Annotated in this window: 23 protein-coding genes; 13 read left to right on the forward strand and 10 right to left on the reverse strand. The window is 59.4% G+C overall.

Annotation, left to right across the window (positions count from 1 at the left end; all coding sequences use genetic code 11):
* The coding region (locus ACIOVB_RS19610) for an ABC transporter ATP-binding protein (RefSeq protein ID WP_401270516.1) at nt 1-406 on the forward strand (406 nt) is incomplete at its 5' end.
* Between the two features lie 174 nt (nt 407-580).
* Here ACIOVB_RS19610 and ACIOVB_RS19615 read toward each other — a convergent pair.
* Together ACIOVB_RS19615 and ACIOVB_RS19620 are read right to left on the reverse strand one after the other, a co-directional pair.
* Nucleotides 581-1,819, reverse strand: a complete 1,239-nt coding sequence (locus tag ACIOVB_RS19615) for a DUF2599 domain-containing protein (protein ID WP_401270518.1) — start codon at nt 1,817-1,819, stop codon at nt 581-583.
* A gap of 34 nt (nt 1,820-1,853) precedes the next feature.
* A complete protein-coding gene (locus ACIOVB_RS19620) occupies nt 1,854-3,575 on the reverse strand; it encodes a DUF2599 domain-containing protein (protein WP_401270519.1) in 1,722 nt (573 codons plus the stop codon).
* Nucleotides 3,576-4,025: 450 nt separating this feature from the next.
* Here ACIOVB_RS19620 and ACIOVB_RS19625 point away from each other — a divergent pair, with 450 nt between their 5' ends.
* The 4 genes from ACIOVB_RS19625 to ACIOVB_RS19640 are packed head-to-tail and all read left to right on the forward strand — an operon-like array spanning nt 4,026 to nt 6,469.
* Nucleotides 4,026-4,331, forward strand: a complete 306-nt coding sequence (locus ACIOVB_RS19625) for a DUF2282 domain-containing protein (protein ID WP_187679448.1) — start codon at nt 4,026-4,028, stop codon at nt 4,329-4,331.
* A gap of 25 nt (nt 4,332-4,356) precedes the next feature.
* A complete protein-coding gene (locus tag ACIOVB_RS19630; protein ID WP_401270522.1) occupies nt 4,357-5,244 on the forward strand; it encodes a DUF692 domain-containing protein in 888 nt (295 codons plus the stop codon).
* A complete protein-coding gene (locus tag ACIOVB_RS19635; protein WP_401270524.1) occupies nt 5,241-5,999 on the forward strand; it encodes a DUF2063 domain-containing protein in 759 nt (252 codons plus the stop codon). Before ACIOVB_RS19630 ends, ACIOVB_RS19635 begins: the two co-directional genes overlap by 4 nt.
* Nucleotides 5,996-6,469, forward strand: a complete 474-nt coding sequence (locus ACIOVB_RS19640; RefSeq protein ID WP_187679451.1) for a DoxX family protein — start codon at nt 5,996-5,998, stop codon at nt 6,467-6,469. The genes ACIOVB_RS19635 and ACIOVB_RS19640 overlap by 4 nt, the downstream gene beginning before the upstream one ends.
* On the opposite strand, the gene ACIOVB_RS19645 is transcribed toward ACIOVB_RS19640, so the two are convergent.
* Complete coding sequence (locus tag ACIOVB_RS19645; protein ID WP_401270525.1) at nt 6,466-7,374, reverse strand: LysR family transcriptional regulator; 909 nt, start codon at nt 7,372-7,374, stop codon at nt 6,466-6,468. The genes ACIOVB_RS19640 and ACIOVB_RS19645 overlap by 4 nt on opposite strands.
* 104 nt (nt 7,375-7,478) lie before the next feature.
* Here ACIOVB_RS19645 and ACIOVB_RS19650 point away from each other — a divergent pair, with 104 nt between their 5' ends.
* From ACIOVB_RS19650 to ACIOVB_RS19660, 3 genes are all read left to right on the forward strand, one after another.
* On the forward strand, nt 7,479-8,078 hold the full coding sequence (locus tag ACIOVB_RS19650) for a short chain dehydrogenase (RefSeq protein WP_401270528.1): 600 nt from the start codon (nt 7,479-7,481) through the stop codon (nt 8,076-8,078).
* Nucleotides 8,079-8,137: 59 nt separating this feature from the next.
* Nucleotides 8,138-8,791, forward strand: coding sequence for a COG3650 family protein (locus ACIOVB_RS19655; RefSeq protein WP_401270530.1), 654 nt, complete (start codon nt 8,138-8,140; stop codon nt 8,789-8,791).
* Nucleotides 8,792-8,888: 97 nt separating this feature from the next.
* The gene (locus tag ACIOVB_RS19660; RefSeq protein WP_401270532.1) at nt 8,889-10,502 is read left to right on the forward strand and encodes an NAD(P)/FAD-dependent oxidoreductase; all 1,614 of its coding nucleotides are present in this window, start codon (nt 8,889-8,891) and stop codon (nt 10,500-10,502) included.
* 115 nt (nt 10,503-10,617) lie between these two features.
* On the opposite strand, the gene ACIOVB_RS19665 is transcribed toward ACIOVB_RS19660, so the two are convergent.
* Nucleotides 10,618-11,712: a PLP-dependent cysteine synthase family protein gene (locus ACIOVB_RS19665; RefSeq protein WP_401270534.1), complete on the reverse strand. Its 1,095-nt coding sequence runs from the start codon at nt 11,710-11,712 to the stop codon at nt 10,618-10,620.
* A gap of 251 nt (nt 11,713-11,963) precedes the next feature.
* Between ACIOVB_RS19665 and nhaA the strand changes: the two genes are divergently transcribed.
* The 4 genes from nhaA (at nt 11,964) to ACIOVB_RS19685 (ending at nt 15,072) form a co-directional block, all read left to right on the forward strand.
* A complete protein-coding gene (nhaA, locus tag ACIOVB_RS19670) occupies nt 11,964-13,154 on the forward strand; it encodes a Na+/H+ antiporter NhaA (protein WP_401270536.1) in 1,191 nt (396 codons plus the stop codon).
* Between the two features lie 181 nt (nt 13,155-13,335).
* Nucleotides 13,336-14,562: a colicin E3/pyocin S6 family cytotoxin gene (locus ACIOVB_RS19675; RefSeq protein ID WP_401270537.1), complete on the forward strand. Its 1,227-nt coding sequence runs from the start codon at nt 13,336-13,338 to the stop codon at nt 14,560-14,562.
* A gap of 7 nt (nt 14,563-14,569) precedes the next feature.
* Complete coding sequence (locus ACIOVB_RS19680; RefSeq protein WP_401270540.1) at nt 14,570-14,824, forward strand: colicin E3-like toxin immunity protein; 255 nt, start codon at nt 14,570-14,572, stop codon at nt 14,822-14,824.
* 8 nt (nt 14,825-14,832) lie between these two features.
* Nucleotides 14,833-15,072: a hypothetical protein gene (locus tag ACIOVB_RS19685; RefSeq protein ID WP_401270543.1), complete on the forward strand. Its 240-nt coding sequence runs from the start codon at nt 14,833-14,835 to the stop codon at nt 15,070-15,072.
* 59 nt (nt 15,073-15,131) lie between these two features.
* Here the strand turns inward: ACIOVB_RS19685 and ACIOVB_RS19690 are convergent, their stop codons facing one another.
* Nucleotides 15,132-15,596, reverse strand: coding sequence for a glycine zipper 2TM domain-containing protein (locus ACIOVB_RS19690; protein ID WP_007969461.1), 465 nt, complete (start codon nt 15,594-15,596; stop codon nt 15,132-15,134).
* Between the two features lie 167 nt (nt 15,597-15,763).
* Between ACIOVB_RS19690 and ACIOVB_RS19695 the strand changes: the two genes are divergently transcribed.
* Complete coding sequence (locus ACIOVB_RS19695) at nt 15,764-16,000, forward strand: hypothetical protein (RefSeq protein WP_401270545.1); 237 nt, start codon at nt 15,764-15,766, stop codon at nt 15,998-16,000.
* Between the two features lie 5 nt (nt 16,001-16,005).
* Here ACIOVB_RS19695 and pdxH read toward each other — a convergent pair whose 3' ends face one another.
* From pdxH to dinG, 5 genes are all read right to left on the reverse strand, one after another.
* Nucleotides 16,006-16,653: a pyridoxamine 5'-phosphate oxidase gene (pdxH, locus tag ACIOVB_RS19700; protein ID WP_305441765.1), complete on the reverse strand. Its 648-nt coding sequence runs from the start codon at nt 16,651-16,653 to the stop codon at nt 16,006-16,008.
* 24 nt (nt 16,654-16,677) lie between these two features.
* Nucleotides 16,678-17,781 (reverse strand): OmpA family protein, encoded by a 1,104-nt coding sequence (locus ACIOVB_RS19705; protein ID WP_187679463.1) that lies wholly within the window; start codon nt 17,779-17,781, stop codon nt 16,678-16,680.
* 113 nt (nt 17,782-17,894) lie between these two features.
* Nucleotides 17,895-19,040 carry a serine hydrolase domain-containing protein gene (locus ACIOVB_RS19710; protein ID WP_401270549.1) on the reverse strand — a complete coding sequence of 382 codons (1,146 nt, stop codon included), beginning with the start codon at nt 19,038-19,040 and terminating at the stop codon, nt 17,895-17,897.
* A 193-nt stretch (nt 19,041-19,233) separates the two neighbouring features.
* The gene (locus ACIOVB_RS19715) at nt 19,234-21,729 is read right to left on the reverse strand and encodes a beta-galactosidase (RefSeq protein WP_401270552.1); all 2,496 of its coding nucleotides are present in this window, start codon (nt 21,727-21,729) and stop codon (nt 19,234-19,236) included.
* Nucleotides 21,730-21,824: 95 nt separating this feature from the next.
* Nucleotides 21,825-23,556 (reverse strand): ATP-dependent DNA helicase DinG (gene dinG, locus ACIOVB_RS19720; RefSeq protein ID WP_401270555.1); only part of this gene is annotated, 1,732 nt, incomplete at its 5' end.

Here is a 23,556-nt window from a genome sequence, read left to right on the forward strand (position 1 = left end):
GGGCGGCTTCGCCACCGACAAGCGCGACTATCAGGAACAGATGGACAAGGTTCTCGGACTTGTCCCACGCCTGCAAGAACGCTTCAGTCAGCGCGGCGGCACCATGTCCGGCGGCGAACAGCAGATGCTTGCCATCGGCCGCGCGCTGATGAGCAAGCCGAAACTGCTGCTGCTCGACGAGCCGTCGCTGGGCCTGGCACCGATCATCATCCAGCAGATCTTCGACATCATCGAACAACTGCGCAAGGACGGTGTGACCGTGTTCCTGGTCGAGCAAAACGCCAACCAGGCGCTGAAAATCGCCGACCGTGCGTACGTTCTGGAGAACGGCCGCGTGGTGATGCAAGGCACCGGTGAAGCGCTGCTGACCGACCCGAAAGTGCGCGAGGCGTACCTCGGTGGCTGAGCGATTTCGGTAAATAAAAAACGGCCTTCGGGCCGTTTTTTTGTGCCTGCCACAATCTTCGTATCCTTCAAATCCCTTATAGGAGTGAGCCTGTTAGCGATGGTGGTATGTCATTCAACATCATGGTGTCTGACACGACGCCATCGCGAGCAGGCTCACTTCTACAGTGGGGGATTAGAACGGATTGCAGTGCTGCGCTACCGCCGTGGCCTGATCGACGTAAGGCCGGGCCGGTTCAAGGTTCCATTCGGGTTTGTTCCTCACAGGCTTGCCGTCGTAGACGGCCGCGAGATGACAAACCATTTGCCGGCGCAAAGACCCACCGTTGATGCTGTACTGGCGCCATTGCGGATCGTCTTTGTGCTTGTTGTACAACTCGGCAAACATACGATCGGTCTGATCATCCTTGATCGCCCGGCCACATGCGGTCGGCACGACGGAGAGCGACCAGGTATCCGGCCCCAGTTTCGGATCTGACCGTTGTTCCCAGGTGGTTGATTCGAAGTAGCTGGTACAGAACTGTTGCGCCGGTGGAGCGGCGGTCTGGATGCACGAGAAGCTGGCCTTGGCGACCGGGGTTCTCGGGAAATCGATCTTGATGATGTTGCGATCCTTCCCGGTCCTGGCTTTGTAATCGCGCTGGTTGGCCAAGGCATCGTTCAAGCCCCGCTGATCGCTGTAGAAAAACGCCAGAACTGGCAGTTCATCGGTTTTCGGGTTACCCAAACGCAGTTCTGTCTGGGTTTGGAACTCGCGACTGTTGATGACTTTGCGTGCGCCCATAAAATTGCGGAAGGCGTCGACGCGCTCCTTGCTGCTCATGGGGTTACGCATATTGAAACCACACTGCAACTGATCCTGCTGGCGGTTGTTGTTGAATTGGATGAAGTGCGCGACCCAGGCATTCGGGTTCGAAACAGGCGGCGCCATGGACTGGCAAACGGCCTCTTTCGGGGCGGTGTTTTTGCTGTCCCCACAGCCGCGATCATCTCGAAAGTCGGTCCAGGCATCGTTGGGAAACGCGCAATAGACATGCACCGGCGTTTCCGGATCGCGCACCAGATCCCTTGGTGTAATGAGATAGCCATTCTGCGTGCTCATGCCAGGGTCTTCATAACTGATGCCGTCTGCACGCATGTATGAAGCGGCAAACGTACCCAGCTCGACGGCTTTCGGACTGGGATTCCAGACATCCCATTTCTGCCCCTTGGCCGGATCGGCGCGGTGCGTTCCTCGAACCAACAGTCCCGAACAGTCCGAAGCGGGATCCTGACCGCAGCTTTCGACGGTTTTGTTGTACAACGATTCAACCTTTTTCAGCGTCTCGTCGCATGACTCGGCGTACGCACCTGTGGCTTGCACCAGCAGTGGCAGCATAAGTAATGGAACGACCCTGCACAGACTTTTCTTCATGGCTCGCATCTCCTTGATTAGCCAATACACACCGTCAACGCGGGACCGGGTTGCAACCCGTGGCCCGCATTTCGTTGTCCGATAACGCCGGCCGGAAAGGCTCGAGATTCCATGGCGTCTTGTTGCGATAGTTGTTCAGGACACAGTTCAATTGCTGGCGCATGCTGCCGGCGGAATTTTCGTTGTCTCGCCAGTTGCTGTCCGCGCCCTTGAGGGCGAACAACTGGTCGTACAAAGCGCCGATCTGTTCGTTGGGCAAGGCCCGCCCCACCGCCGTGGGCACAATGCTCAGGCTCCACTCATCCTTGCGGGTGCCGGGGTCGTAACGTTTGACCCAGTCGGCCGAGGCGATGTATTGCGGGGCCTGAACCGGCACTGGATTGCAACCGGCCCTGGCCGCTTCCTGCGGACTGACGGTAGGTCGAAACGGTTCCAGATTCCACTCGGTCTTGGCTGGATAGTTCTGCACCAGACACGCCAGTTGCTGACGCATGCTGCCCGCTGATTTTTCGTGGTCGTGCCACTGGCTGTCAGCGCCATGCAGCGCGAACAGCTCCTGATACAAGGCATTCTGATCACTGGCCTGTATCGCCTTGCCCTGGGCGGTCGGCGTGACGTTGAGCGACCATTCGTTTTTCTTGCTGCCCGGATCGTAACGCTCGACCCAGGTCGCGCTGGCAATGTAGTTCGATGTCGGCGCAACCACTGGTGGCTGAACACCACCCGCCGCTGTCAGGTCGATCGCCTGATCGGCGGCGACGTAGCTGAAGCGCTGCTCCGCCGGCTGGGTGAAATCCAGTCGCAGGATCGGCACGCTGTAGCCCTGAGCCTGGAGTTTCTTCTGAAAGTTGCGCGCACTGTTCAGGCCGTTTTCCGGTTTCGGCGGCGCCTGATCGCCGCGGGTGGCGAAGTTCTGCGTACTATTGACGTTGTAGATGAAGGCATCGATGTACTTCATGTTCTCGCTGCCATCGTTGGTCGCGGTGGCATTCTTCAACATGAACTCGTTGACCTGAGCACTGAAGGCAAACGGGTCCTTATTGGTGGTGTTTGGTCGGGATTCATGAACCCGGATCATAGCGTTCCAGTCACTGGGTTTCTCCGCATTCCAGGAACACTGCCCGTACTGGATCGGCCCTTTCATCAGCCCGGTATATTTCTGCGTCCATTGCTCAGCAGTGCTCACCCCGGCTTCCGCACAGGTGCCGTAAGCCAGCGCGGCATTGCGATTGTCCATCCCCCCTTGGGCCGTACGTGGCGGTTCACGACTGTCGAAAAAGCCGCAGCCATACCACTTGCGTTCTGGTCCAGTACCACCATCGAAGGCGTAGATGCAGGTGAAGCCCTGCTCCTTGACCGGCAAATTCAGGGCGGCAGCATCGGTTGGGTTTCGCAAAACAAACCCGGCCGGATGGATCAGGATCCGGGTGCTCAGATCCTTGCGAATCCACGAGTAAGACGTCGCGCCGATCTTGATCGCGTAAGGGCTGTAATCCCAAGGATTGAACGGCCCGTCATTGACCATTCGCAAGGTCACGCCGCTGCAGTAATAAAGCCCGCGCGCGGCACCGGTATCGGGTTCCTGGCAGGAATCCTTGAGAGTGTTGTAGTTGTGGTTGATGCGCTTGAGCGTGTCCAGAGGTTCCGGTTGCGGCTGGGCGCATACCGTCCCGAACAGCAAGGGCAGCGTGCCGGCGAGAGCCAAAGATAAAGTTCTGCGCAATAGCACAGCAGAAGCTGAGCAATCCTTCGACATAAGATACCGTCCTGGTAAATCGGCCTGTGAGGGTGGCCGTTGAAATGACTATAGAGCACGGGTGACGGCCTGGAAAAAACTGGCAGAAACCGGCATCTGGGGGTGAGCGATTGTGGTTATCAAAAAACGGCTTTCGGGCCGTTTTTTGTGTCACAGGCGCCTATCTGGTTTTTAGATTCACTGTCGCATAGTCGATTGCCTGTTCAGCCCTGGTCATGATGTTGCTCCTGTCATTCACCTGCCACGTTCGGAATCTACCGATCCACTTAAGCTTTTCCTACTGTCAGAAATTACAGGTCTCTAGAACCATTCACGATCAGAACGACGCAGTTATTCCATTCGCTGTAATTTTTTCTCACTGGCGCTGTAACGCATCGCCATGCCGTTTCTCTAGAGGGACAAGCAAGCGCAAATCGCTTGTAAAACCCAAGCTAAAATCGGAGAAACATCATGACTGCTACCACCCGCACCCTGTCCGCTACCGCCCTGGTTCTGGCCCTTGGTTCTGCCCTGAGCATCGCAGCCGTTTCCACCGTTCACGCTGCCGACGCCAACATGGAAAAATGCTTCGGTGTGGCCATGAAAGGCAAGAACGATTGCGCTGCAGGCGCAGGCACCACCTGTGCCGGCACCGCAAAAATGGACTATCAGGCCAACGCCTGGAAACTCGTTCCGAAAGGCACCTGCGCCACCACCGAAAGCAAAACCTCGCCGACCGGCTTCGGTCAAATGGAAGCGTTCAAAGCCAAGTCCTGATCAGTCGGCTGCCTGAGTGACAATCATGTTCACACCTAACGACCATGCCCACTCCTGCACTCAGGCAGCCCGTTCAGGGCTCCCGCCCCGTGCCGGGTTGGGGCTCAAGACCGGGCACTTGCGTGAAGTGCTCGGCTCATTACCGGACATCGGCTTCTTCGAAGTCCACGCCGAAAACTACATGGTGGCCGGCGGCCCGTTTCATCATTTTCTGGGATTGATTCGCGAGCAGTATCCGCTGTCGCTGCACGGCGTCGGATTGTCCATCGGGGCTGAAGGGCCGCTGGACGTTCAACACCTGCAACGCCTGAAGGATCTGATCGAGCGTTATCAACCCCACTCCTTTTCCGAACACCTGGCCTGGTCCAGCCACGGCCCGGTGTTCCTCAATGACCTGCTGCCACTGGCCTATGACGCACCGACGCTGAACCGCGTCTGCGAACATATCGATCAGGTGCAGAACGCCCTCAAGCGGCCAATGCTCCTGGAAAATCCGGCGACCTATCTGGCCTTTGAACGTTCGACCCTCGACGAGGCTGACTTCATTGCCGAAGTCATTCGCCGCAGCGGCTGCGGTTTGTTGCTGGACGTCAATAACGTCTACGTGTCGTGCATCAATCATCTGCGCGATCCATTGGCCTATCTCGATGCCTTGCCATTGCACGCCGTCGGTGAGATTCATCTGGCCGGTTTTGCCGAAGATTGCGACAGCCTCGGCGACCGTTTGCTGATCGACGATCACGGCGCGCCGATTGATCAAGCAGTCTGGCATTTGTACCGGCAAGTGCTGGAGCGCATCGGCCCGGTGGCGACGTTGATCGAGCGTGACAATCAGGTGCCGGCATTCGACGTCTTAATGGCCGAGGCGCAGCAGGCCGAAGTGCTGTTGAAGTGCGCGCGGGATCGATCATGAGCTCTCAAGCCGCGTTCACGGCAGCGTTGCTCAATGTGCAGTTGCCCTGCCCCGAAGGCCTTTACAGCGCCAACGGTGCCGATCCCGCCAGCCGTTTCGCGGTGTATCGCAACAACGTGCAGAGTTCGCTGATCAACGCACTGGGCGACAGTTATCCGGTGGTTGCGCAGTTGGTTGGCGAGGAATTCTTCCGAGCCATGGCGGCTGTGTTCGTACAAAGTCAGCCACCACAAAGTCCGTTGATGAGCCTTTACGGCGAAGGGTTTGCGGACTTCATCGCTGCGTTTGAACCGGCCTCAAGCGTGCCGTACCTGGCCGACGTGGCACGCCTTGAGCAGTTACGCACCCTCGCTTATCACGCCGCCGACGCAAACCCGATCCCGCCGGAACAGATCGCCGCTGCGCTGAGTGACCCGCAAGCCCTGAGCGAACTTGGCTTCGAACTTCATCCGTCCCTGTACCTGCTCGATTCAGACTATGCCGTGGTTGCGATCTGGGCCGCACACCAGCGAGAGGCGACGCTGGAAGGCATCGAACTCAATCGTGGACAGCAGGCATTGGTGTTGCGCAATGGCCTCGATGTCGAGGTGTTTGCCCTTGATCACGGCGCCGGCGTTTTCATCCGCCATTTGCTCGATGGCCAGCCGCTATTGGCAGCCGCAGAAAACAGCCCGCCGTTCGATCTCAGCCAGACCCTGGCCTTGCTGATCGCTCATAACGTCATCACCCATCTGAACTTCAAGGAATTGCCATGAATACGCTGATCACCCGCGCCATCTCGCTGCTGGAGAAAATCCCCCACAGCCTGATTGCCTTTATCGCGCGCTTTTCGATTGCCGCGGTGTTCTGGAAGTCCGGACAGACCAAGGTTGAAGGCCTGGCCATCGACCTGTTCGACGGCAACTTTGAGTTGGGCTGGCCACGCCTGGCCGATTCGACGATTCCGTTGTTCACCAGCGAATACCACGTGCCGCTGCTGTCGCCGGAAATCGCCGCGTACATGGCCGCGTTCGCCGAGCACTTTTTCCCGATTCTGATTCTGGTTGGCTTCGCAACACGATTTTCGGCGCTGGCGTTGCTGGGGATGACCCTGACCATTCAGTTGTTTGTGTATCCGGATGCCTACCCGACACACGGCACTTGGGCAGCGGTGCTGCTGTATCTGATGACGACCGGACCGGGGAAATTGTCGATCGATCATCTGATCGCCAAGCGCTACCGCTAAAGCCGATCCAGCGCCTCGCCGCTGCGTTTGAACCAACCCATCAGATAGTCCGCCAATACCTGAGTGCGTTTCGGTAATCCACCCTGATACGGATGCACCAGATACATCGGCATACGCCGGGTCTGGTAATCGCGCAGGAGCCAGCGCAAGCGCCCGTCAGCCAATTCCGCTTGCAGCAGGTACGAAGGCAATCGAGCGATGCCGGCACCGGTCAGCGCCGCTTTCTTGAGCAGGTTGTAATGGTTGCTGGCGAACGGCCCCGAGACGCGTACCCGCAACAATTCGTGCTGCTGGTGATACAGCCATTCCTCGCGACCGCTGTAGTGGCTGTTGAGCAAACAACGGTGCTCGGTCAACGCCTGCGGCGTCAGCGGCTCGCCGAAGCGCTCGAGATAGGCCGGGCTGGCGCAGGTCATTTCCTGCCAGGCCAGCAGCGGCTTGGCCACCAGCCGCTCGTCGTTGGCCACCTCGCTGCGGATCGCCAGATCAAAGCCGTCCCGGGACAGATCGCGATAGCTGTTATTCAGCTCCAGTTCGATCTGCACCTCGGGATACTTTTGCGAAAACTCCAGCAGCAGACCATCGAAGAAGGTTTCTCCCAGGGACACCGGAACCGTCATACGCACCGGCCCGGCCATGTCGTCCTTCAATCGCGCCAATGCCTGACGCGCTCTCTCGACTTGGACTACAAGGGCCTGGGCTTGTGGCAACAACGCCGCACCGGCAGCGGTCAGGCTCAAACGCCGGGTCGTGCGTTGCAGCAGCACCACGGAAAAGCGCGTTTCGAGTTGGCTGATCCGCTTGGACAACTGGCCCTTGCTGCACCCGAGTTGCTGCGCCGCCAACGTGAAACTGCCGGCCTCGATCAACACCGCAAACGCGGCCAGATCATCCATCTCGCTCATGGATTGTTTCCATTTGAAAACCAAAGGTTGCCCATTAGCGCGCTTATCCACAGAAAAAACCACTCTAGACTGAAACCTCGTTCAATCACTTGAGGCACAGCACAATGAAAATTCTGTTGATAGGCGCGGGCGGCACCATCGGTTCGGCCGTGGACAAAGAACTGTCGCAACGCCACGAAGTTATTCGTATCGGCCGCAACAGCGGCGATTTGCAGGTGGATATCAGCGACAGCGGGTCGATCCGAAAACTGTTCGAACAAACCGGCAAGTTCGACGCACTGGTCTGCGCCGCTGGCAACGTGACCTTCGCACCGTTGGATGAAATGAACGAAGACAGCTTCGCTCTAGGCTTGAAAGACAAGCTGATGGGCCAGGTCAACCTGTTGCTGATCGGTCGCGAGTTTGCCAACGACGGTGCTTCGTTCACCTTCACTACCGGCGTGCTCAGCCATGATCCGATCCGCAGCGGCGCCTCGGCTGCAATGGTCAACGGCGCCCTCGACAGTTTTGTTCGCGCGGCCGCCATCGAACTGCCTCGCGGTTTGCGCGTGAACTCGATCAGCCCGACCGTTTTGCTGGAAGCCATGGGCAGCTACGCCCCGTATTTCCGTGGCTACAAGCCGGTTCCTGCGGCGGATGTGGCATTGGCCTACGCCAAAAGTGTCGAAGGCCTGCAAACCGGTCAGACTTTTCACGTCGGCTAAACCCTTGTGATGAACGGTCAGCCTGCGTAACGTGGCGGCACTTGTCTGGAGAGCCGAAGATGCGTGTTGCCCGTTCGTTAGTCCTTGTTGCCCTGCTGCCGTTGTTTGCCGCCTGCCAGTTGTTCGATGGCCCGCGAGAAAGTGCCTCGCACGTGGGGCAGACGCGGATGCAGGGGCAACTGACCGCTGCCGACGGCAAACTGGTGTTCCAGCCGTGTCAGGATCAACGCCAATACGTGGTCAACGACATTGGCGGCACCAGCGTCTTGCAAGAGGCCGCGACCCTGGCCGATGACCAGGGCAAGTTGTTCGCCGACGTACGCGGCAAGATCGCCGGTGACCGCCTCGATCTTGCCCAGCTCTATCGCGTCGAACGTTCGGGCACCGCGTGTGATGATCCGAATTTCAAGCTACTGATTCTGCGCGCCGCCGGCCATGGCCCTGAGTGGAACGTCAAGGTCAGCGGCAAAGGCATGGTCATCGACCGCGACGGCCAGCCCCCGCTCGCCGTCCCTTACGTTGAAGAGCAATTGGGCGACGGTCGCTTCAATCTCAGCAGCGAAGCCAACAACCAGCGCATCGAATTGTGGGTCGCGCCGCAACGTTGCGTCGACAGCAGCACCGGCAGCGTGCAGCACATGAGCGCCGAACTGCGCATCGACGGTCAGGTGCAGCGTGGCTGCGGGTATTTCGGCGGTTCGCGTAACGACTGATCGTTTTACCCTCACCGGATCCGGCGGTTGCGGCTTATAATCGCGGCCTTCAAACGCCCTGGCGCAGTTGTGCGCCCCGCGAACCCGGATCCTCGCCATGTTACGAATCACTGAACTCAAGCTGCCAATCGACCATCCCGAAGAAGACCTGCGCGTTGCCATCGTGCAACGTCTGGGCATCGCCAGCGATGACTTGCTCGATTTCACCTTGTTCAAGCGCAGCTACGATGCGCGCAAAAAGTCCTCCGAACTGTGCTTCATCTACACCATCGACCTCACCGTACGCGACGAGGCCAAAGTGCTGGGCAAGTTCGCCGACGACCGTAACGTCAACGTGGCGCCGGATGTCAGCTACAAATTCGTAGGCGAAGCACCAAGCGACCTGAGCCAGCGACCTATCGTCGTCGGATTCGGCCCGTGCGGGATCTTTGCCGGCCTGTTGCTGGCACAGATGGGCTTCAAGCCGATCGTCCTCGAACGCGGCACCGAAGTGCGTCAGCGCACCAAGGACACCTGGGGCCTGTGGCGTAAAAGCGTGCTCAACCCCGAGTCCAACGTGCAGTTCGGCGAAGGCGGTGCGGGCACGTTCTCCGACGGCAAACTGTACAGCCAGATCAAGGATCCGAAGTTCCTTGGCCGCAAAGTCCTGCACGAGTTCGTCAAGGCCGGCGCACCGGAAGAAATCCTCTACGTCAGCAAGCCGCACATCGGTACGTTCCGTCTGACCGGCATGGTTGAAAACATGCGCGAACAGATCCGAGATTTGGGCGGCGAAGTGCGCTTCCAGGAGCGCGTCAGTGATGTGCTGATCGAAGACGGCCAACTGGTCGGGGTCCAACTGGCCAGCGGCGAGACTCTGCATTCGAAACACGTGGTTCTGGCCCTCGGCCATAGCGCACGCGACACCTTCCGCATGCTCCACAGCCGTGGCGTGTTCATGGAAGCCAAGCCGTTCTCGGTGGGTTTCCGCATCGAACACCCGCAGTCGCTGATCGACCGTGCGCGTCTGGGCAAATACGCCGGCCACCCCAAGTTGGGAGCCGCCGACTACAAACTGGTGCATCACGCCAAGAACGGCCGTTCGGTCTACAGCTTCTGCATGTGCCCGGGCGGCACAGTTGTCGCCGCGACGTCCGAGCCGAACCGTGTGGTCACCAATGGCATGAGCCAGTACTCGCGTAACGAGCGCAATGCCAACTCCGGCATCGTCGTCGGCATCACCCCGGAAGTAGATTATCCGGGCGGCCCGCTGGCCGGGATCGAGTTGCAGGAGCGTCTGGAATCCCATGCCTTTATCCTCGGCGGCAGCGACTACAAGGCCCCGGCGCAACTGGTTGGCGACTTCATCAACAACATTCCTTCGACCGAACTGGGTGAAGTCGAGCCGTCCTACAAACCGGGCGTGGCGCTGGGCGATCTGGCCCTGGCATTGCCAGACTTCGCGATTGAGGCGATTCGTGAAGCGCTGCCGGCGTTCGAGAAGCAGATTCGCGGCTACTCGCTGCACGATGCGGTTTTGACCGGGATCGAAACGCGCACGTCTTCGCCGCTACGCATTACTCGTAATGAGTCGCTGCAGAGCATGAACGTGAAGGGTCTGTTCCCGGCCGGTGAAGGCGCGGGTTATGCGGGCGGGATTCTGTCGGCGGGTGTGGACGGGATTCGGATTGCCGAGGCTGTAGCGCGCGACATCCTGGGTATTACCGACTGACACAAAACCCTGTAGGAGTGAGCCTGCTCGCGATTGCGGTAATCCAGTCAACATTGCTGTTGAATGTTATTACGCCATCGCGAGCAGGCTCACTCCCACATTTGATTTCGGTGTGTCAGATATTGGCGCGCAACACCGAAGTCGGCAGCGCCTCTCCCCGCTCGGCACTCGCCGCCACAGCCTCAATCAATCCGCTCAACTCATAGCCCTGCGCCTTGAGCCAGTCCTGATCGTAATAGGTGTCGGCATAACGCTCGCCGCCATCGCACAGAATCGCCACGATCGACCCCGACTCCCCCGCCGCTTTCATTTGCTGCGCCGCCATCAATGCGCCAATCAGGTTGGTGCCACTCGAACCGCCAACATGCCGCCCCAGCCGTTGCGCCAGGTAATGCATGGCTGCCAGTGACAGAGCGTCCGGCACCTTGACCATCGCATCGATTACCTTCGGCAGGAACGACGCTTCCACTCTTGGCCGGCCAATGCCCTCGATCCGCGAACCGCAATCCAGACGCAAACTGGCGTCGCCGGTCTGGTAGTAATCGAAAAACACCGAACGCTCGGCATCAGCGCACATCACGCGGGTGCAGTGCTGGCGATAGCGCACGTAACGACCGAGGGTCGCGGTGGTGCCGCCGGTACCGGGGCTGGAAATCAGCCAGCTCGGTTCGGGATGTTTCTCGTAGCGCATCTGCTGGAAGATCGACTCGGCGATGTTGTTGTTCGCCCGCCAGTCGGTCGCCCGTTCGGCATAGGTGAACTGGTCGATGAAATGACCGCCATGCTCTCGAGCCAGACGCTCGGATTCGGCATAAATCTGCGTCGGATCTTTTACCAGATGGCTCTGGCCACCGTAGAAGGCAATCTGGGCAATCTTCTCTTTCGACGTGGTCGCCGGCATCACCGCAATGAACGGCAGCCCCAGCATCCGCGCGAAATACGCTTCGGAAATCGCCGTCGAACCGCTGGACGCCTCGATTACCGGCGCGCCGGGCTTGAGCCAGCCGTTACACAGCGCATAGAGAAACAGCGAACGGGCCAGCCGATGTTTAAGACTGCCGGTCGGATGACTCGACTCGTCCTTGAAGTACAACTCGATGCCCGCAAAACCTGGCAGCGGCAAGGGGATCAGATGGGTGTCGGCGCTGCGCTGAAAATCCGCTTCGATGATACGGATGGCTTCGCGGGCCCACTGTCGGTTGTCGCTCATGGTCATGGTTCTCGTTGAATCGGGCAGGAGATTGGCCTCCTGAAAAGGATCATCCGTCAGCTTAGGAAAAAACCTACATCGCGCACAGATACAGCTGAGTCTCAATATGTCCGGCAACTGCTAGGCTCAGCGTGGTTCGGGGTAAAGGCGTTGTAACGACATATAACAAAAAAGAATATAACTTTTGTTTTAACAACTAACCGTACGGGTTAGGGTGTCCCACCTTTTTGACTCATCGATGGAGAGCGACCTTGCCTCTGCGTAGCACTTTCACGCGTTTCTTTCAGTTGGAAGCTGCCAGCGGTCTGTTATTGATCGCCGCGGCCATCCTCGCTTTGATTATCAACAACTCGCCATTGTCGTGGCTGTACACCGGTTTGCTCGACACCCCGGTGGTAGCGCAGATCGGCGCGTTGAAAATCGCCAAACCCCTTTTGCTGTGGATCAATGACGGCCTGATGGCTTTGTTCTTCCTGTTGATCGGCCTGGAGGTCAAGCGCGAAGTGCTCGACGGCCAGTTGTCGAAGCCGTCGCAGATCGTCCTGCCGGGTGCGGCCGCTGTCGGCGGCATGCTGGTGCCGGCGCTGATCTACTGGTTCCTCAATCGCGACAATCCGGCCGCCCTGAGCGGCTGGGCAATCCCTACCGCCACCGACATCGCCTTTGCCCTCGGCGTACTGGCCCTGCTCGGCAAGCGTGTGCCTGTGTCGCTGAAGCTGTTCCTGATGACCCTGGCGATCATCGATGACCTCGGTGCCATCGTGATCATCGCGATTTTCTACTCCGGCGAACTCTCGACCCTGTCGCTGGGCCTCGCGGCCGCTTGCATTGCGGCGCTGGTGGCGATGAACCGGCTCGGCGTGGTCAAGCTCGGGCCATACATGATCATCGGCTTGATCCTGTGGGTTTGCGTACTGAAGAGCGGCGTCCATGCAACGCTGGCCGGTGTGACCCTGGCCTTCTGCATCCCGCTACGGACGAAAAACGCCGAGCCTTCGCCGTTGCTGACGCTGGAACACGCGCTTCATCCATGGGTCGCCTACGGCATTCTGCCGCTGTTCGCCTTCGCCAACGCTGGCCTGTCGCTGAGCGGCGTCACCGTCGAAAGCTTCACCCACCACGTACCGATGGGCATCGCCGTTGGCCTGTTGCTGGGCAAGACCGTCGGCGTATTCGGCCTGACATGGCTGGCCGTGAAGATCGGTATCGCCGCCCTGCCCCAAGGCGCCAACTGGGGTCAGGTACTGGGCGTGGCGATTCTCTGCGGCATCGGGTTCACCATGAGCCTGTTTGTCGGCTCTCTGGCCTTTGTTCCGGGTGCAAGTGAATACGCGGGCATGGACCGGATGGGTATTCTGACGGGGTCGATTCTGGCGGCGTTGATCGGTTATGCGGTGACGGCGGCGGCGAGTCGTCGAAACAACACTTTGCCTACCGCATAGAACACTTGTGGCGAGGGGATTTATCCCCTCACTACAAATTTACCTTCAAGCCATTCTCCCGCAACAAAGCGAACAATCCCTCGTCTTTAGAGACGCGTCCTACAGCCACAAAATTCCTGCTTCGTTAACGTCGTGCAGCCCCTTCCGAGGGGCTGTCGATGGATGAACGAAAGGACGATCAGTGGCTGGCAGCAAGGACATTCCCAGGGTTTCCAACCCACCGGCGGGCGACGGGCATCACGTCACCTACCGCTACATGACGGCCACAGAACTGGCCGAGCGCGAAGCCAGACAAAACGCTTACGACGCCATGCTGGCGCGACAGGAGGCTTTCGAGCGCAATCGTAAGGTTGCAGCCAAAAAGCCTGATCCTGTGCGCGCCGGATGCGTGTTTGCCAAGTCCTGCAAGTTGCCGGACGCGATCATTGATTACTCCAATCCTTCGGGGATGGTGCCGACCGACAGTTTGAAAGACTACGGCGACCTGATCCTGCTCGGTGCCCGCGAAGCCGATGCCGACGGTGCCGTCGCGCTGAAGAAAATCAGCGCGACGGCCATCCCGACAGGACTCGGCAATTTTGCTCTGGCCGGATCTGCATTCGAAGCGTTGCCTGCCGTTGCCGCCAGCACTGCTGCTGCCACGTTGGTTGGGTTGGTCGCGCTGTTCATGCCCTCGAGCCTTGGCGACAGCGCCCTCTACACCGACGATCAACTGCTCGCCCTGAAACAGGCCCGTACCCGCGTTCGACTGCGGGTCGAGCAACAGGCCGACGGCAGCCTCAAGGGTTACGGTTTCTACACCGGTAAGAATCGTGATTGGGAAATGGTTGATGTCGTGCAATTCACTGCGCGCGGCAGCCAGTTCATTGCTGACTTGGGTGAAGGCGTCGAACTGATCTGGACACCCGCCGTGGATGGCTCTGACATTCTCGGCATCCCCGCGTTGGAGGCAGCTCCGCAATCGCCGCATATCTGGGTGTATCCACCGACGAAAGCGGCAGAGGGGATTCTGGTGAATCCGGTTTATCCGCCGGAGTACAGGGACTTCATTCTGGTGTTTCCGGTGGGGTCGGGTGTTAAACCGCTCTACATCGTAATCAACGAGGCGCGTAAAGGTTTAGCGGCCGCGGGACATAGCTATCATAAACCTCCGAAAACAGAAGAGATCACCGCGTTCCCCGGTCTGAAGATCGCCAAAAAAATGAATCCGGTACAAGGTGGTGGTGGACTTCGAAAAAGATGGACAGATGCCAAGGGCAAAAGAATTTACGAATGGGACTCAATGCACGGTGAACTGGAAGAATATCGTGCAAGTGATGGAGCCCATTTGGGAGCGTTTGACCCCGCGACAGGGGAACGCCGAGAAGATCCCAAGCCTGAAAGAAGCATCCGAAAAAAATACTTGTGAGGTAGTGATGGGACTGAAAATAGTTTTGGAGTGGTACGACAAGAGAACCGCTATTGGCCAAGGCGAGGAATTGTCCAGGGATTTAGGCGACGATGAGTCCGTACTAAATGCATTGGGGATCCCAGTGGAAAACAATATCAACAATGGTGGATTCAATGTCCTAGGACACTGGGTCGACATTATTCAGCCTTTTTTTCAGCACCCTATCGCCATGGACATATACGACTATCAAATTGCTTTTGAGTACAGCGACAACTGGTAGTACTGCACATGATCTACATCATTGAGGCCTTCGACAAAACGACTGACCTTCTCGTATTCGAGGAAAAACTTCCGTGCGGACATGATGAAAAAATAAAACTCATCATGGGTTGGACGGAAGAACAGTGGGGGTGGGAAGGATACGATCTTGAAGTGCATCAGCTTGAAGCGTTGGAGAAAGTACTCGCCAAAAAAATTCATGACCCTCAGTGCTTTTTCCAGCTGACGTGTAACGTGAGCACCCAGTAAATATATAAAAACCCCGACCAGTCACCTGATCGGGGTTTTCTTTTGCCGCTCGTTCCCGCTTAGTGCGAAACGCGGCTGGTCCCGCCAACGGTCGAAATCCGCACACGCTCACCAACGCGGAACACTTCATTCTCCTGAACCTGCTGCACATAGGCGCGCATGCTGCCGTCGTCTTCGCGCACGGTGATTTCCACACCTTGGGTACGCGTCAGGCCTTCTTCGGTCGCCGAGCCGATCAGACCACCCGCCACCGCACCGATCACAGCAGCGACGATGCTGCCTTTACCGCCACCGATGGCGCTGCCGCCGACACCGCCGACCACTGCGCCTGCTGCGCCGCCGATCGGGGTCTTGGTGCCTTCGATTTTCACCGGACGCAGGGATTCGATGGTACCCATGCGAATCGTCTGCACGCGACGCGCTTCGTCACGGGAGTAGGAGTCACCGGTCAGGCTCGATTGGCAGCCGGTAAGCAACATCGCCATCGTGGAAAAGGAAGCAACCAGCAGAACAGACTTACGCATAGCATCAACTCCAAAGGACAGGTATTCATTAAACTCCGCAGCTTGACGCCTGTCACGGCGCAGCTCGGATAAAATTGCTTTCATTCAGGCCCGGTACAGGCGCCCTGCGAACTCACCCAACATTAGCGCCAAATTCCATTTCTTGCGCCGCCGACCCAAGGATTTTCATGGATTACTTCATCATTGTCGTCACCACCGTCGCCGGTCTGTACTTCCATGGGTGGCTGTACGTACGGATCAAACGCTGGGTTGATCGCGACCTGGCACTGTCGCTGGCCGGCAAGGATGAAGGCAAACGCGCTTTTATGCTTGAACAATTGGCCCATGCACATGCGCAGAAGATCAAGCGTCGGGACCTGCCGAAGTGGCTTGAGGCCGCTGCGGCAGGGTATCCCGCTCGGTAGACTGCTTAAGGTGCCAGACGTTCAAGAATCCAGTCGGCGCCCTGCAAACGGTAGTTGAGGCGATCGTGCAGGCGGCTCGGACGGCCCTGCCAGAATTCGATGCGCTCGGGCAGCAATCGGTAACCGCCCCAGTGTTCCGGACAATCTGGCTGAGTATCGCTGAAGCGTTGCTCGGTCGCCTTGAGCAAATCCTCCAGTTCCCCGCGCCCGTTGATCACCCGGCTCTGCGGTGATGCCCAGGCACCGAGGCGGCTGCCCAGTGGACGCACCTGGTAATACGCATCGGACTCTTGCGGTGTGACCTTCACCACCCGCCCTTCGATGCGCACCTGGCGCTCCAGGGTCGGCCAGAAGAAGGTCATGGCGGCAAACGGATTGGCCGCCAGATGCTGGCCCTTGGCGCTGTCGTAATTGGTGAAGAAGGTGAAACCCTGCTCGTCCAGGCCCTTGAGCAGCAGAATGCGGCAATGCGGACGCCCGTCCGCATCGACCGTGGCCAGGGTCAAGGCGTTGGCTTCCACCGGCGCCTGCTCGGTTTTCACCGCGTCGGCGAACCATTGGTGGAACAGCGCAAACGGCTCGGCCGGGGCTTGTGCCTCGGTCAAACCGTCCCGGGTGTAATCACGACGCATATCTGCCAGAGCCTGGGTCATGGCGCATTCCTTTTCGTTAGCGGATCACTTCTTGGTGGCATCGGTCGCGGCGACTTTCTTGTCGGTCGCGGCGGCTTTGGCTGGAGCGGTTTTCTTCGCTGGAGCCTTCGCCGGTGCCTTCTTGGCTGGAGCCTTGGCGGCGGCTTTCTTCGCCGGGGCTTTCTTGGTGGCCGGTACAGCAGCTTTTTTCGCGGCTGGCGCCGGGGTTACCGGTTTGGCCACTGGCTTGGCGTCCTGCGCAGCAACCAGGGTCACTGGTTTCGGCGCTGGCATGTTGTATTTGCTCAGCAGCGCAACCATGGTGTTCTGCGGAGTCACCAGCATTTCAACGCGACGGTTGAGGGCACGACCTTCAACGCTATCGTTGGCGGCACGTGGCGCTTCAGAACCCATGCCGCGCAGCATCAGGCGATCACGCTGCAAGCCGCTGAGACGGAAGATCGCCGCAATGGCTTGAGCACGTTCCTGACTCAATTTGATGTTGGCCGGCGCAGCGCCGCTGGAGTCGCTGTGACCGAGTACCAGAACGGCGGTTTTCGGGTCGGCTTCGAGGATTTTCGCCACGCGGGTAAACGGGCCAAGCGTGACTGGCAGCAGCATCGCCGGACGATCCGGGTTGAATGAGCCTTCGACCGGCGCGGTGACGACTAGCACATTGTCGCGGCGCTCGAGTTGCAGATTGCTGTCCTGAATGGCAGTACGCAGGCGCGGCTCGTAGTCGTCAAGCCAAGCCTGAGTGACTTTCGGATCCGGCATCGGCACCACTTTGGCGGTGTCCTGATCCTTGCCGCCAAACGGCCACCACCACTTGCCGCCCTTGTCAGCCTCGGCTTTGGCCACGGCGACCGGTTTGGCTTCAGGCTTCACTTCAGGCTTGGCATCTGCCTTGGCGGTCGAATCGTCGGAGCCGAACGGCCAATACCATGGGTTGCTGCTTTCAGTTTTGGCAACCGGCGCAGTAGCAGCAGGTTTCAACGGTGCTGGGGCCTGTGCCGGCTCTTTGGCCGCCACTTTGTCGGAAGAACCAAACGGCCACCAACTGCCGCCGTCCGCATCATTTTTAGGAGTCTGTGCACAACCGGTGATCGCAACACACAGGGCCAGGGCGAGTGTCTTTTTAGATGACATTGAAAATCCACAAAATGAAGTAATGAAAAATCAGAGCACTTTCGCCCGGATAAACTGTCGCTTTGAATCGAAAAACCTTTCGAGGTTCCGGCCCTGGAACCTCTGATGACGCTTTACAGACAAGTGGCAAGCACCCGCGCGAGCTTTTGCGCGCGCGGATCCATCAAGACGTACGGCCCAAGGGTATTTGTCACAAAACCAAACGCGACATCATGCTCAGGGTCAGCAAAACCAATCGAGCCGCCCGCGCCCGGATGCCCGAACGCACGCGGGCCGAGGCCGTAGGTGGCATTCGGTACGTCGGGTTGATCAAGCATGCAGCCCAGACCGAAACGGGTGCGAGTCAGCAGGGTCTTGTCCTCGCCGATACTGTGTTCGCGGGTCAGTTCTTCAAGCATGTCGCTTTCGAGCAGGCTGCCGTCGAGCAAACCGGCGTAGAACCCGGCCAGACTCCTTGCATTGCCGTGGCCATTGGCCGCCGGCTGCTGCATGCGCCGCCATTCCGGTTTGTTCGTGCTGGTCAGCACCGACGGTGGATTGGTGAAGGCGCGGGTGGTCATGGCGGTCGGCTCGCGCATCGTCACTTGCAGCAGACGCTGAGCGGCGGCGTCGCCGGCATTGCCCTTGCCGCGGGCGATGTGCGCCACACGATGGAATTCTTCATCGGCGAGACCGACGTGAAAATCCAGACCCAATGGTTTGGCGACACGGGCAACGATCGATTCCCCCGGCCCGCGACCATCGGCACGACGGAGCAGTTCGCCGATCAACCAACCGTAAGTGATCGCAGCATAGCCGTGACCGGTGCCCGGCGCCCACCAGGGTGCTTCGGCCGCGAGGGCGTCGACCATGGTTTGCCATTCATAGAGGGCTTCGGGGGCCAGTAGCTCGCGCAAAGCCGGCAGGCCGGCCTGATGGCAGAGCAATTGGCGCAGGGTAACGGACTCTTTGCCAGCGGCGGCGAACTCCGGCCAGTAGCGGGCAACGGGAACATCCAGGTGCAACTTGCCTTCGGCGACCAATTGCAGAGCCGTGACGGCGGTAAAGGTTTTGGTGCAGGAGAACAGGTTGGCGATTGTATCGCTGTGCCAGGCCTCGGCGCCGTCCTTGTCGGCGGTGCCGGACCAGAGGTCGAGGACGGTTTCTCCACCGACCTTGATGCACAAAGCTGCGCCGCGTTCCTGGGGATCGTCGAACAGTGCGGCGAATGCCTCGCGCACCGCTTCGAATTGAAGCTCGTAATGTCCCTGAATCTGCACCCGCAACTCCCCCGCGAAAACGCTCTACAAAGTGGCCCGCATTGTTCCAGCCCTTGAGGGTTTTGGGAACAGCTGTGGGCTGGGCGGTCAGATCAAAAGCAAGATCAAAAGATCGCAGCCTGCGGCGGCTCCTACAGAGAAGCGCGTCCCATGCAGGAGCTGCCGAAGCCTGCGATCTTTAGCGCATCACGCCTTAATGACCATTGCCCGAATGCCCACCGGCATGGCCAGCGCCCTGCCCCGGGCCTTTGCCGGCCTCACCTTTCCTGCCGCCTTCGGTTTCATGGACCGCTGCGGCTTTCTCCGCCTGTTTGCCAAGTTGATCAACCGCCTGCAAATTGCTCTTGCGTACCGTCTCGACAAAGCCCTGATACGGCAGATCCGTCACCCCGACCAAACCGAAGTGGCCGTTCTCGCCATCCAGTAGACGCCCGGTCACCGGTTGGTCCAGATACTGAAACCAGTGCACGCCGACAATCGACGGTTCGCTCAACGCCTGTTTGAGGAAGTTGGCGTACGCCGCACCGCGATCCTCTTCCTTGGCCAGTTGCGTCACGCCGCCCCAGAACGGGCCGCGATCAGCAGAGCCGAAGTTGAACTCGGTAATCAGCACCGGTTTGTCCATAGCTTTCAATGCGGCGAAGTCATAGCCGTCTTGCGGCTTGAGGGTGTACATGTTGAAGCTCAGCACATCGCAATACTGCGCGCAGGAGGCCACGGCTTCCGGGGTGCTGATGGCAAAACGGCCGCCGAGCAGCAGTTGATTCGGCGCGTGCCATTTCAGCGAGTCGGAGATGGTCTTGAAGTAGGTATCGGCGAAGACCTTCTGGAAGTATTTGAAGTCAGCCTCGATTTCCGGGTGCTCCGGGTTCGGCAGCGGCGGCACGAAGCCCGGATCTTCCATCAACTCCCACGCCGGCAGGTCAATGCCCCAGGCTTTCGACAGCCCCGCCTGATTGCGGTATTTGTCGCGCAGTTGCTTGAGAAACGCGCGCTTGGCCGGCACGTCAGTGGTCATTTTCAAGGTGCCGTAAGCCAGTGCGTAGCGCGATTGCGGATCGTTGCCCGCGCCTGCCCAGGCCAATTCGTTGTCGGCGAAGTAACCGATCAGCCAAGGATCGTCGCGGTGATCGCGGGCCGCGATGGCCACGGCGCGCTCGGTGGCCATGGCGAAACGCGGGTCGAACGGGTCAGGCATGGCGCCCCACCAGTCGTTGCCGGTACTGATGCTGGCGTAATCGCCGACGATCGCCAGCGGCAAGGTGTAGGGCACGCGTTCCGCGTCGCTCAGCGAGTCAGCACTCCAGTTGCCGACCGTGTTGAAGCCCCAGGCTTGCAGCCGATCAAGGGCGTGGCTGGCCCACTTCTGCTCATCGACCGTGGCGGTGCACGGAGTAGTGACGGGTTGATCAGCGGCTTTTTCAGCCGTCGTCGCCACGGCGTCGGTTTTCGCCGCTTCGGCAACACCGGCCTTCGGTTCGCTTGACTGTGCCGCAGGCTCGGCGGCTTTCACTGCGGTTTCTTCAACTGCGCCAGCCTTGGCCGCTTCAGCGACCCCGGCCTTGCTGTCGCTATCCGGTTTGCAGGGCTCGCCATAAACCCGCTGCAGGTTAGCGCCGTAGAAGTCATACCAGCGCCCATTGCCGTAGCCTCGGCCCTGATCGGCGCCGTTGCCGCCACGGTTGTCGCCCTCGCCAAAGTGACTGGCGAGCGGTTCGTCGGGCTTTGGCAGGGACTCGAACATCCACTCGCGCCCGGCCACGTAGGTCTGGTTGACGTCGGGGGTGACGGTGTTGACGCCCAGGGAATAGAACGGATGCCCCTCAGGCGTGACCAGATACCAACGGCCATCACGTTTTTCGGTGCGGAAGAAACCGCTGGCCTTGAATGCCGGGCCTTTACTCCAGCCGCCGAACTTGTCCAGCGAGGACTTTTCGCGCTCGGCCAGCCAGGTTTTCAGCTGTTGCTGGTCCTTGGCGGCGGCGGATTTGAGTTGTTCGTCGCTGGCAATTTTTTCCGGCCATTTGCTGCGGGTCGATTGCCCGTAAGCGTCAACCAGATTGCCGTACACCGCTTGCGTGACCGCCTCACCGTCCTGCACACCAAAGCGCTCGAGCAGCAAACTCTGGGCAACTTTCGGCTGTTCCATCGACAGGCTCACCGATACCACTTGGCTGCGATCGATTTCACCGGTGCTGCTGGCAAGCAGAATCCGCTGGCCATCAACGGTCATTGGCATCGGTGGCCCGGCTTTCATGCCCTTGCTAAGCGGCGTGGTCGCCACCAACGGCACCAGCAAGGTTTGCGCAGGGCCGGCCGGCAGGTCGACGCGGCTGGTCAATGTCTGGCCATTGTTGCTCTGGATCTGCACGTAGACCGTCACGGCCCAGTTCATTGTGCTCTGAATGCGCAGGCTCATCATGCCGGACTGCGACCAGTCCCAGGCGCCGGTTTGCGGGGTCAGGCGCAAGGTCGGGCGGGCCGCCGGGTTGAAAGTCACGCGTCGCAGCACTTCACCTTCCGGGGTTTGCTCGGCGTTGGCTTGCGGCAGGTCGGCGTTTTCAGTGGCGATTTTCACCACGTCGGCGGGACGGACAAAGTTGAACAGTGTTTGCGGGGCAGCAGGCGCCGCCAGCAACGGGGCAGCGAAGATCAAGGCAAACACGGCAGGCAACGAACGGCGGATCATAAGAACGGAGTTCTCCCTAACGACCAACAATGGCCAATGGAAAAGCGATGGCAGAGAGATAGACAACAAAGTGGGCAAAACTGCCCACCTATGTCTCAGGAAATTTCACGACGGAAAGGAGGCAACGCATTGAGGATCGCCTTGCCATAGCGCTGGGTGACCAGACGCCGGTCGAGCAAGGTGATGGTGCCGCGATCTTCTTCAGTGCGCAGCAGACGACCGCAGGCCTGAACCAGTTTCAGCGAGGCATCGGGCACGGAGATTTCCATGAACGGATTGCCGCCCCGGGCTTCGATCCACTCCGAGAGCGCCGCCTCAACCGGATCGTCCGGCACCGAGAACGGGATCTTGGCGATCACTACGTGCTCGCAGTACGCGCCGGGCAAGTCCACGCCTTCGGCGAAACTGGCCAGACCGAACAGCACGCTGGAATCGCCGCCATCGACACGAGCCTTGTGTTTGTTCAGGGTTTCCTGTTTCGACAGGTTGCCTTGAATGAACACTTGCTTGCGCCAGTCGCGGTCGAGGCCGTCGAATACGTCCTGCATCTGCTTGCGCGAAGAGAACAACACCAGCGTGCCGCGCGAGCCTTCCACCAGATCCGGCAACTCGCGAATGATCGCGGCCGTGTGAGCGGCGGCGTCGCGTGGATCGGCCTTCAGATCCGGCACCCGCAACACGCCAGCGTCGGCATGGTGGAACGGGCTCGGCACCACAGCGGTGACGGCTTTTTTCGGCAGGCCGGCGCGCATGCGGAAACGGTCGAAAGTGCCGAGCGCGGTCAGGGTTGCCGAAGTCACCAGACAACCGTACGCCACGTTCCACAGGCTGCGGCGCAAAGTTTCAGCCGCGAGGATCGGGCTGGCGTTGACCTCGATGTCGAACAGCGAACCGCTCTCCGCCAGGGTCAGCCAGCGGGCCATCGGCGGGCTGTCTTCCGGGTCTTCGGCGGTGAACGCCGTCCACAGTTCCCAGTTGCCCGACGCACGGGACAACAGGCTGCCGAACAGCGGATACCACTCTTCGGCCTGATTGCTGGCGATGCCGATGTTGACCTCGCCATCCATGCCTTCCTTGAGCAGGTCGGTCAGGCGGGTGAACAGATCGTTGAGACGGGAGAAGCCTTTTTTCAGCTCGATGCCCATTTCGCGCATGTGCTCGGGAATCACCCCACCGACAAAGCGATGGCGTGGCCGTTCGCGACCTTCGACGTCTTCACCGGGTTTGAAATCGGCGATCTGCTCACAGGCGCTGAACATGAACTGCTGCTGGGTCTTGATCTCCCGCGCCAGTTCCGGCACCTGCTCGATCAATTTGCCGAGATCGCCCGGCAGCGGATGCTGGGCCAGCAGTTTGGTGAGGTTCTTGGCGGTGGTTTCCAGCCAGTCGGCGGTGGAACGCAGGCGCGTGTAGTGAGCGAAGTGGCCGATCGCCTTGTCCGGCAGGTGATGGCCTTCGTCGAACACGTAAAGGGTATCGCGCGGATCCGGCAGCACGGCACCGCCGCCCAACGCCAGATCAGCCAGAACCATGTCGTGGTTGGTGACGATCACGTCAACCTTGCCCATGCCTTCACGGGCCTTGTAGAAGGCGCACTGGCCAAAGTTCGGGCAATGGCGGTTGGTGCATTGGCTGTGATCGGTGGTCAAGCGCGCCCAGTCGGCGTCTTCCAGAGCATTGGGCCAACTGTCGCGGTCGCCGTCCCATTTATTGCCGGCGAGTTTCTCGATCATGCTGGTGAAGAGCTTCTGACTGGCCTCATCGACCTCGATCTTGAAGCCTTCTTCTTCGAACAGCTGGGCTGTGGCGGTCTGCGCGTGGCCTTCC

Origin of the sequence: Pseudomonas sp. NPDC087639 (assembly GCF_044743385.1) — a bacterium.
Classification (GTDB): domain Bacteria; phylum Pseudomonadota; class Gammaproteobacteria; order Pseudomonadales; family Pseudomonadaceae; genus Aquipseudomonas.